This is a genomic window from Vibrio sp. V19_P1S1T109 (assembly GCF_002241375.1).
Lineage (GTDB): Bacteria > Pseudomonadota > Gammaproteobacteria > Enterobacterales > Vibrionaceae > Vibrio > Vibrio anguillarum.
Window position 1 is genome coordinate 1 of sequence record NZ_NDIM01000039.1, and the last position, 9,394, is coordinate 9,394.

The following is a 9,394-nucleotide window of genomic DNA, read 5'->3' on the forward strand; positions in this document are numbered from 1 at the left end:
GAACTGGCCAAAGCGTCTGAAGTGATTAATTCCGCATCTTTCAATTTAATGAAATAACTTTTCGCCATGACTTTAACTGAAATGCTATTTTGCCCATCGACAAAATCTTTCATTCCGGTGCTTAAATCGGCATGAAGTCTTTGAAATTCACGAGTTGATTTTTGCACTTGAGCTTGCGCCTCAAACATCGCCTGATAATTATTCATGGCTTGTTCTGCTTCTGAAAAGTAGCGGAGTTCCATCTGTTTAAGTTGGCTTATCCGCTCTTCAAGAGAGGGGTTCATTGCACTTGCTTGTTGGAGCTGGTTTAGCACGTCAGCAAAATCTTGTTTTGCTTTAGCAAATTCTGAACGCATCACATTCATGCGATCTTGGTTTTGTGTCGTCAAAAAATCCTTAAAAGATTTATCGGCAGAAAGCAGTTGAACACTTGTTTTGTTTGACAAAGAAACGAGCGGTAAGGCGGTGGTTGATACACTTTCGAAATTAGAATGAATTTGATTCATTCCTCCCATCATAATGGCGGTCGTTACTGCAAACATGATGATGATCAGTGTGAAACCAGCGTACATTCGCCTAATCACTGAACCCTTCATAATCCTCTCCCTAGAAAAATAGTGTTTTGTTTTAAAAAATAACAAAATAATGAGTATTGTATTGAATGTGAGACGTACATTTTATGACGGGCCTGGCAAAACGCATTTTTTATATTAGTGTTCTGTCATTTATGCTACGCGTACGGTGTTTTTTATTGAGCTTTTGACAGGGTTCACGCATACTTAAATCCAACTACACACCTATTATATTCAGTAGCATTAAGGTCAAATTAGTGTCGGTTCTATCGGTTGTCGATATGTTGTCGTGGGCCACTTAGGTATTAGCCTTGAACCACTTATCTCGATCTAATGTACTTTGATGTGACTGCGTAGGCCTATTTACTAGTGGAGTATTTCATGGCTGAAGAAACCATTTTTAGCAAAATTATCCGTAAAGAAATTCCTGCAGATATCCTCTATCAAGATGATTTAGTTACCGCCTTTCGGGATATTAACCCTAGAGCGCCTAGCCATATTCTTATCATTCCCAATGCGTTTATTCCGACGACCAACGATGTTGAACCTGAGCATGAAGCGGCTATGGGACGTATGTTTACAGTGGCAAAAAAAATCGCTCAACAAGAAGGTATTGCACAAGATGGCTATCGCTTGATAGTGAATTGTAACGCTCATGGTGGCCAAGAGGTTTACCACATTCATATGCACTTGGTTGGTGGTCGCCCGTTGGGTCCGCTTTTGATGAGCTAATGCATGGGTCGCCCAGCCACTATTGGGCGCTCGATTGATACGATTAGAGTTAAATATGGAGTATTGAGTGAAGCGTTACGTGCGACATATTACGGTTTTTTTATCGCCTTTTTTTCTCAATGCCTGTGCTAATTTTTCTGCGGGGAACTTGTTTAGTCATTACAGTGCTCAAAATGGCGCTGTCTATCAGTCCGTTAAATCTGGGCAGTATCAAGATGCGGAGAATGAACTTGCGGAATTTGTCGCGGGTGACATTCTGGACAATCTGGAAAAAGGGCGAGTCCATTTTCTTAACCAGAATTATGTAGACAGTAAGCGTAGTTTCGAATTGAGTGATTCTGCGGTTAAAATTCAACAAGATAAGGCATTGATTTCACTAAGTGATACGGCGACAAGTGTCGGTGCGTTGGCTGTGAATGATAACTTGATGGAATACGTTCCTGCGGATTATGAACTCGGTTTTTTACATCTTTATCTCGGTTTGAATTATTTACAGCAGAATGATTTGGATGGAGCTCTGGTTGAGGTTCGGCGAGCGAATCAGGTACAAGAGCAAGCAAGGCTGGCTAGAGAAGCGGAACTTGAAAAGGCGCAAAAAGAGCTAAAATCACAAGGTGTGACACCAAACTTAGGCAGCGTACTAGCAAACTACCCTGATGCAGGAAAAGCTTTGCAGGCGGTGCAGAATGGTTACCTTTTTTACCTTTCTGCTTTGCTTTATGAAGCCTCTGGTGATCTTAACAGTGCCTATGTCGACTACCGACGCGCTTTGGCCGTCACTCCCGATAATATTGAGGTTATAGAGGGGACATTACGCGTTGCGAAACGATTAGGGATGAGAGAAGACCTAATCCAATTAGAGAAACGCTACGGGAAATCTCATTCACTGACTGCTTCTCAAGGTCGTGTGCTTATAATAGAAGAGCAGAGTGTGGTGAAAGCCTTAGATAGCTGGCGTCAATCTTTACCCTTGTATGACAGCAGAGGAAATGGCGCATTGTATTCTCTCGCCTTACCTTATTATCCTAATACACCGGTTGAATCATTTTCATCACTGACGATGAATGACAAAGTACTCACTTCTCATTTTCTGACGGATGTGAATTTAATGGCAAGTCGAAACTTGTCTGAGAAAATGCCCTCTATAGTAATAAGGCAAGTGTTGAGAGTGCTGGCGAAAGATCAATTGCGCAAAGAAGCTGCCAAAGATGACAATGTTGGTAATTTAGTCTTCAATGTTTGGAATCTGCTGACAGAGCAGCCCGATACGCGCAGTTGGCTAACGCTGCCAGGGCTGGTGCAAACGGCTAGTCTGCAAGTCAATGCAGGCGAGCAACAGATAAGGGTGGGAGAGCAAGAATATCAGTTTTCTGTACCGGAAAAAGGCACCACTTTGGTGTGGGTTTCTCGTCAGGGACGTCATTCAACCATCTGGCATAAACAACTAGGAAGATTGTAATGAAAAAGTGGATATTGGGACTGTTAGTCACATTCTCATTGATTGGATGTGCTGAAAATACCGCAGGATTAAGAGTTGATGGCGCTTCGCAAAAAGTGCTATTTGGCGACAATGTATTAGGTAATCGCTTGGTTGTTGAAGACATTGCAACTAACCAAGTGGATGGTCATACGAGGGGACTTGTGCGTTTAGTGAGTCATTACCAAGGTGACCAAATTATCGAGTACCGTTTTTCTTGGTATGACGATGATGGGCTTGAAGTCAATAACAGACAAAGTCCTTGGAAACAAAAGATCATCAGTGGGATGGAGACGGTGTCGTTGTCGGAGATTTCTGTCAATCCAAATGGAAAACAGTTTCGCGTACAGATCCGTGGGTCAAATAATTAAATTGGGAAAGTAAGGAACCAATATGAACAAAAGTATTATCGCATTGCTAGGACTCGCTGTCATTTTGGGCGGCTGTTCAAATAAAGTCAGCTACGGAGATGCACAATCCGTTGAAACGACGACAGTTGATTTTGGTTCAACAGATTTACAAAAAATCGCGGGGGAAATGGTTGATAGCATGATGATGTCAGGTTCGGTAGCAGCGATTACCCGTGATTCTCGTCCTATCGTGTTTGTTGAGCGAATCAAAAATAAAACCAGTGAGCACATTGATACTGAATCTATCACTGATACCATCAGTACTAAGATGTTGAATTCAGGTAAGTTCCGCTTCGTCGACATGGATCGTGTTGAAGCCGTGCGCGAACAGCTCAATTTCCAAAATAATGATGAGTTGGTCAACCAAAGTACCGCCATTCAGTTTGGCAAAATGGTTGGCGCGCAATATATGCTGTATGGCAACTTGTCGAGTATTGTGAAAAACGCAAGCAGTGATAAAGATGTCTATTACAAAATGACGATGCGTTTAATGGATCTTCAAAGCGGCCTTATTGAATGGGCAGATGAAACCGAAATTCGTAAACAGCAGTCAAAAAGTTTACTCGGTTTTTAATCACAAAATTGAGTAATTGAGAGAAGAGGTCCTTATGGCGAGAATGTCTTGGCGTGAAGCTTGTCAGCTTGATCGTACCTTAACGTCGCTAGAAGGATTCTTCTCTGCTCCCCCTGACTACGCACAAACGCTGACAGGGGGGTTAACAAACCGATGTTGGAAAATTGTCACGGAGGAACGCAGCTTTGTTTGGCGGCCTAATACGCCGATCACTCAAGCCTTTTCCATTTCGCGTTTTCAAGAATATCAAATTCTCTCTGCTATCGAATCTTCTCACTTAGGCCCCAAGCCACTTTCCATTAATGATCAAGGATTATTGGTTGAATGGATTGATGGTCAATCCCTTACTGGTGGTTTACCTTTCGATTCTCTATTAAAAACACAGATAAAGATCCATAATCTCAGTACAGCACGCATCCCAGTTGCCCCTTTCAGTTTTATCGCTCGGGTTGATCATTATTGGCTACAGCTCAAAGCTGAGTATAAAAGTGAGGACTTGTCGGCTTTATACCAACGTTGGCGCACCGCACCTAACCTTGCTGATGTTGGTCAGACTTTGTGTCACTTTGATTTAGCTGGCTACAATATGGTTAAAACCGATGAAGGTAACCGCGTGATTGATTGGGAATACGCCTCAATTGCCGACCCCCGACTCGACCTAGCTTTAAGCATTGATGTTGCAGAAGAAAAACCATTAGAGGCGGTCTACCGTTATTGTCAATTGCGTGAGATTGTGGGGGTCGATGATTGGGTCGAAGGTGTGGTGGCTTGGCATCCAAGAGCAACAATGATGGCCATGTTATGGTATTTGTTAGCACATCAATTATGGGGTGATGACTATTATCGCCAACAAGCCGAACATCTAAAACGCACATTATGTAGCTAGGATCACTGTTTCGTCGTTTTGTTGCAGTAAATTAAGGTTAAAGTCTTTGAAACCACAATCTTCGTGGTAGATTAAAAACCTCAAGGAGTGGGGAGTTATTATGATTATTTATCTGCACGGTTTTGATTCAACAAGCCCAGGAAACCATGAAAAAGTACTGCAATTGCAATTTATTGACAGCGATGTCCGTTTTATTAACTACAGTACACAGCATCCCAAACACGATATGCAGCATCTTCTAAAAGAAGTGCATAAAGTGATTGAGTTGTCTGATGACCCACATCCGATTATTTGTGGCGTAGGCCTCGGCGGCTTCTGGTCTGAGCGGATTGGATTCTTATGCGGAATTAAGCAAGTGGTGTTTAATCCCAACTTGCATCCGGAAACAAACATGACTGGACGCATCGATCGCCCTGAAGAGTATGAAGATATTGCGACTAAGTGTGTTGAGCAATACAGGGTAAAAAATAAAGGACGCTGTTTAGTGATTTTATCTAAAGAAGATGAAATTCATGACAACAGCAAAACAGCAGCAGAGCTCGAAAACTACTACGATATCATTTGGGATGAAACCCAGAACCATAAGTTCAAGAAAATCTCACAGCATTTGCAAGCGATGAAGGCATTTAAAGAATCAAATTAAGCATCCGTGCATCATAGTTTCGACTGAACGACTCACAATTGTGAGTCGTTTTTTTATTGCCCAACACCTCTATATCTCGTAGTGAAATAGGGGAATTCTTTGGTTGCACCATGAGTTTTGCTCTATATAATGATTAAACTATAAATATTTTGATAAATATCAAAAAAAATTGAGAGCAAGTCTTAAATTTGCCTAATTTGTGTGTAGTTACATGCATTTATCCTAATGAAACGTGCTGCGAAGATAGCTTCATTTGCTGAACAAGATTTATCTGAAGCAAGCGCATTACTGAGAATTCCTTCAGTGTGAGATTTCACGCTGAATCATGTTTATTTCTTTTTGAGGATTATTGTTGTGACACGAATTATCGTAGTCGGTGGTGGCGCGGGTGGTTTAGAGCTCGCGACTAAACTTGGTCGCACTCTTGGCCGTAAAAATCGCGCAGAAATCACATTAGTGGATCGTAAAGCAAGCCACTTATGGAAACCGTTATTGCATGAAGTGGCAACGGGTTCATTAGATGAAGGAGTGGATGCGCTAAGCTACCGCGCTCACGCAAAAAATCATCGTTTTGATTTCCAAATGGGTAGTCTTGCTGATATCGATCGTGAACGCAAAGTGATTGTTCTTAGTGAATTGCAAGATGAGCATGGTGAATTGTTAATGCCAAGTCGTGAGCTTGAATATGACATTTTGGTGTTGGCAATCGGTTCAACGTCTAACGACTTCAATACTCCAGGAGTTCGTGAGCATTGTATCTTCCTTGATAGCCCTGAACAGGCAAATCGTTTTCGTACTGAAATGAATAATGAGTTTCTAAAACTTCATGCGAAAAATGGTAACGGTACAGTTGATATTGCGATTGTTGGCGCAGGTGCAACGGGTGTTGAATTATCTGCAGAGCTACATAATGCAGTAAAAGAGCTGCGGACTTATGGTTTTGGCGATCTTGATTCAAGCAAACTGAATGTCAACCTTGTGGAAGCGGGTGAGCGTATTCTACCCGCTCTTCCACCTCGCATTTCTAGTGCTGCGCATAGCGAATTAACGAAATTAGGTGTCAACGTTCGTACTGCGACTATGGTCACGCGAGCGGATAAGGATGGCCTAACAACTAAAGATGGCGAAAAGATTCCCGCTCAGATCATGGTGTGGGCTGCTGGCATCAAAGCACCGGACTTTATGAAAGAGATTGCCGGTTTGGAAACAAACCGCATTAATCAGTTAGTGGTAAAAAACACCTTACAAACCACAAGAGATGACGATATTTTTGTGATCGGTGATTTAGCACAATGTACACAAGCCGATGGTTCATTTGTGCCACCTCGTGCACAAGCAGCGCACCAAATGGCAAGCCAAGCGTTCAAGAATATTGTTGCTAAGCTTAACGGGCGTGAGCTCAAACCGTATGTTTATAAAGATCACGGTTCGTTGGTTTCATTAAGTCGTTTTTCTACCGTTGGTAGCTTAATGGGTAATTTAACCAAAGGCTCGATGATGGTTGAAGGTCGTATTGCGCGAGTAGTGTACATTTCTTTGTATCGCATGCACCAAATGGCGCTACACGGTATGTTCAAAACAGGGTTGATGATGTTAGTTGGCCGTATTAATCGTGTGTTGCGTCCAAACTTAAAGCTTCACTAATATTCCCAGCGTACTAGCCATAAAAAACCTCGCCTTTGTTAAAAGGCGAGGTTTTTTGTTGTCACCCACCACCACCGCCTTGGGCGATAGTGGTGGTTATATCAAATTCAAGTTATTTAATGGTACTTGAGCGATAAGTGTTATGTGTTAGCCAACTAGGCTGAGCATTGGTTGGTACAGAGCCATCTTGGTTAATGTTTGAGAAATGGAATGAATGTTGGTTCCAAATTCTCGTTGCATTTTTCCATGGTTTATCAGCATCGGCTGATTCATAAACATAGACGCCGTGGTTGATTGCGCTTTCTTTTGCATAATCATTTGCGACCACAATAAGCGATGCATTGTTGTTGCCTTCGAGATCCGCCACAACAGGATATTCCCACAAGGTGTTCGACGAGTTAGCAATCGTTGCTAATACTGCTCCCGTGCGCCCATCAAGAATACGGACTCTCAGAAGATCTTGTACGATAACTTCATCAATGCCATCACCAGTGAAATCGTAAGCCGAGACACCAATTTTACCGCTGTTATAGTCATCATTTGCTACAGACCAAACTTTGCTACCTTGTGCATTATACATATCAACAGCATGATAACCTGCATAGACAATACCAGTGTTCAGGTAACTATCATTAATGCTTTCCCCAACAACAAACTGAACTGCATTAACGTGTTTTTTGAAGGTAAAGATAGGTTTTGGTTTGCTCCAAACATTTAAGCCTACCAGTTGGGTATTGCTTGGGACTGTGTATCGTTCAGTGGTTGCTTTGCTCTTCATGACAGGAACAGCATAAGGAATCGTTTTAGTTTTCCAAACAGGAGCTAGGTAAGAAACTGTTTTGGTATGCCAGCCAAAGAACCAGTAAGAAACTTGTTTTGTTCTCCACTCCAATCCAAGATATGGAACTTCTTTGGTTCGCCACTCTAATGCTGGGTATTTAAAGGCTGAGTCTTTTGAACCTAACGTTATTTTCGAACCATCATTGAGAGTGAATTCCATCTCGAGTACGCCATATGTCCACCACGTTTTATATTTGCCGTAGGTTACATCGACAGAGCGGACTTTGCTTGCATCAATAGTATGCAGTGAACCGCCTTGACCACCCACCATATTACTTGCTGTTGATCCAATAGCGTCAATCAGATCTCCTGAGCGGATTTTAAGTTGGTTGTCATCTGCTATTTTAACTGGATGGCTGTGATGTAAATGGGTATATCCATAAACAGGGGACTTAGCTATTTCATTGGTAGAGCTTGTTGCTGTATTACCAAGGAAGTTAGAGATGGCTTGTACACCACCACCTGGGTTTTCAAGGTTATTAACCTCCCACTTTACTGAGCCGTCATGCTCTAAAACTGCAAATACACTGTTTTGTGCTGTTGCTTTAGTGGCTGGTACTGATACAACAATTTCTGGTTTATTGTCGCTATCTAGGTTGGCAACGGAAGAAAACCAAACCGTATCATTCGCTTGATATTGCCAAGTAAATGAGCCGTCTCTTTTGTAAAGAGCGCCGTTTGAAAATATTTCTTGAACACCATCGCCATCCGCATCAAAGCTGATCGATGATGGAGCCCACTCCAAACTAAATAGCAAACCAGTATCGTAGTTATAAACACCATCGGCAGAGATGATCTCAATTGACCCATCATTGTTTAAATCAGAGATCGAGATTGTACCGACTGACCGTCCACCTGTGACATGCTTTAAAATTTGCTTTTTAATATTCCCTTCATTATCTAGGATAGTAATGTAAGGGCTTGATGCACTGGTAATAACAATATCAACAACACCATTACCATCAAGGTCTGCAACAGCAGGAGAGTAGCGAGCATCGGCTATGATGCCACCGTTATCGTATGACCAAAGCTCAGAACCATCAATACCACTTAATGCCCTAACTAGTCCACCTTGTGTATATTTGTTATTTTCAAACGTCACAACAATGATATCAGCAATATCATTCTCGTCGATTTTGCCATCGCCATTATCATCATTTAGCTGGGCAATAACAGGAGCCGCCATGACTTGATTTGATTCTGGTTTAAACGAGCTACTTTCCCAAGACCACTTTAATTGGGTGTTTATCTCACTAGGGTTTGATGCGGTTGCAATAGTGCTGACTGCAATACTGCTTATTGACAGTAGCCCGACCGCACATAACGAAAATTTAGAAGTCATTAGGTAACATCTCTCTCAGTATGTTTGTGTAAATTCCGATTTAAATTGATGTTGTTAACCTGTGCTGCACTTCAACGATAGGTCTTACGGTAAATAAGTTGAACATGGCACAACACGAGATGGAGGGATTATCAAGACTTAATAAGAGAGATTCAATCTAACATGGCTCTCATAAATGAGAGGTCTTAAAAATGAAACACTCACTAATAAAATACATTGCCAGTTTAACTTTTAGAAGATCACGTACCCAAACCATTGGAGCGGCCTGTAGGTG

Annotated in this window: 9 protein-coding genes; 7 read left to right on the forward strand and 2 right to left on the reverse strand. The window is 41.9% G+C overall.

Going from position 1 to position 9,394, the window contains the following annotated elements:
* Positions 1-596 (reverse strand): CHASE3 domain-containing protein (locus B9J87_RS02120; RefSeq protein WP_441351325.1); only part of this gene is annotated, 596 nt, incomplete at its 3' end.
* A 357-nt stretch (positions 597-953) separates the two neighbouring features.
* Between B9J87_RS02120 and hinT the strand changes: the two genes are divergently transcribed.
* The 7 genes from hinT (at position 954) to B9J87_RS02155 (ending at position 6,938) form a co-directional block, all read left to right on the forward strand.
* Complete coding sequence (hinT, locus tag B9J87_RS02125; RefSeq protein WP_026027183.1) at positions 954-1,304, forward strand: purine nucleoside phosphoramidase; 351 nt, start codon at positions 954-956, stop codon at positions 1,302-1,304.
* Positions 1,305-1,371: 67 nt separating this feature from the next.
* Positions 1,372-2,763, forward strand: a complete 1,392-nt coding sequence (locus B9J87_RS02130; RefSeq protein ID WP_094149267.1) for a COG3014 family protein — start codon at positions 1,372-1,374, stop codon at positions 2,761-2,763.
* Positions 2,763-3,152, forward strand: a complete 390-nt coding sequence (locus B9J87_RS02135; RefSeq protein WP_013856520.1) for a YcfL family protein — start codon at positions 2,763-2,765, stop codon at positions 3,150-3,152. Before B9J87_RS02130 ends, B9J87_RS02135 begins: the two co-directional genes overlap by 1 nt.
* 22 nt (positions 3,153-3,174) lie before the next feature.
* Positions 3,175-3,765, forward strand: a complete 591-nt coding sequence (gene lpoB, locus B9J87_RS02140; protein ID WP_013856521.1) for a penicillin-binding protein activator LpoB — start codon at positions 3,175-3,177, stop codon at positions 3,763-3,765.
* A 34-nt stretch (positions 3,766-3,799) separates the two neighbouring features.
* Positions 3,800-4,651, forward strand: a complete 852-nt coding sequence (locus B9J87_RS02145; protein WP_038172104.1) for a phosphotransferase — start codon at positions 3,800-3,802, stop codon at positions 4,649-4,651.
* A gap of 100 nt (positions 4,652-4,751) precedes the next feature.
* Positions 4,752-5,294: an alpha/beta hydrolase YcfP gene (gene ycfP / locus B9J87_RS02150; RefSeq protein ID WP_013856523.1), complete on the forward strand. Its 543-nt coding sequence runs from the start codon at positions 4,752-4,754 to the stop codon at positions 5,292-5,294.
* Between the two features lie 354 nt (positions 5,295-5,648).
* On the forward strand, positions 5,649-6,938 hold the full coding sequence (locus B9J87_RS02155; protein WP_026028144.1) for an NAD(P)/FAD-dependent oxidoreductase: 1,290 nt from the start codon (positions 5,649-5,651) through the stop codon (positions 6,936-6,938).
* Positions 6,939-7,050: 112 nt separating this feature from the next.
* Here B9J87_RS02155 and B9J87_RS02160 read toward each other — a convergent pair whose 3' ends face one another.
* The gene (locus tag B9J87_RS02160; RefSeq protein WP_094149268.1) at positions 7,051-9,120 is read right to left on the reverse strand and encodes a beta-prism lectin domain-containing protein; all 2,070 of its coding nucleotides are present in this window, start codon (positions 9,118-9,120) and stop codon (positions 7,051-7,053) included.
* Positions 9,121-9,394 lie beyond the last annotated feature (274 nt).

Excerpts from the sequence above, each read along its gene's own strand:
- B9J87_RS02160 (WP_094149268.1), bottom strand. The coding sequence starts at position 9,120 with ATGACTTCTAAATTTTCGTTATGTGCGGTCGGGCTACTGTCAATAAGC.
- hinT (WP_026027183.1), top strand. The coding sequence starts at position 954 with ATGGCTGAAGAAACCATTTTTAGCAAAATTATCCGTAAAGAAATTCCT.
- ycfP (WP_013856523.1), top strand. The coding sequence starts at position 4,752 with ATGATTATTTATCTGCACGGTTTTGATTCAACAAGCCCAGGAAACCAT.
- lpoB (WP_013856521.1), top strand. The coding sequence starts at position 3,175 with ATGAACAAAAGTATTATCGCATTGCTAGGACTCGCTGTCATTTTGGGC.
- B9J87_RS02145 (WP_038172104.1), top strand. The coding sequence starts at position 3,800 with ATGGCGAGAATGTCTTGGCGTGAAGCTTGTCAGCTTGATCGTACCTTA.
- B9J87_RS02135 (WP_013856520.1), top strand. The coding sequence starts at position 2,763 with ATGAAAAAGTGGATATTGGGACTGTTAGTCACATTCTCATTGATTGGA.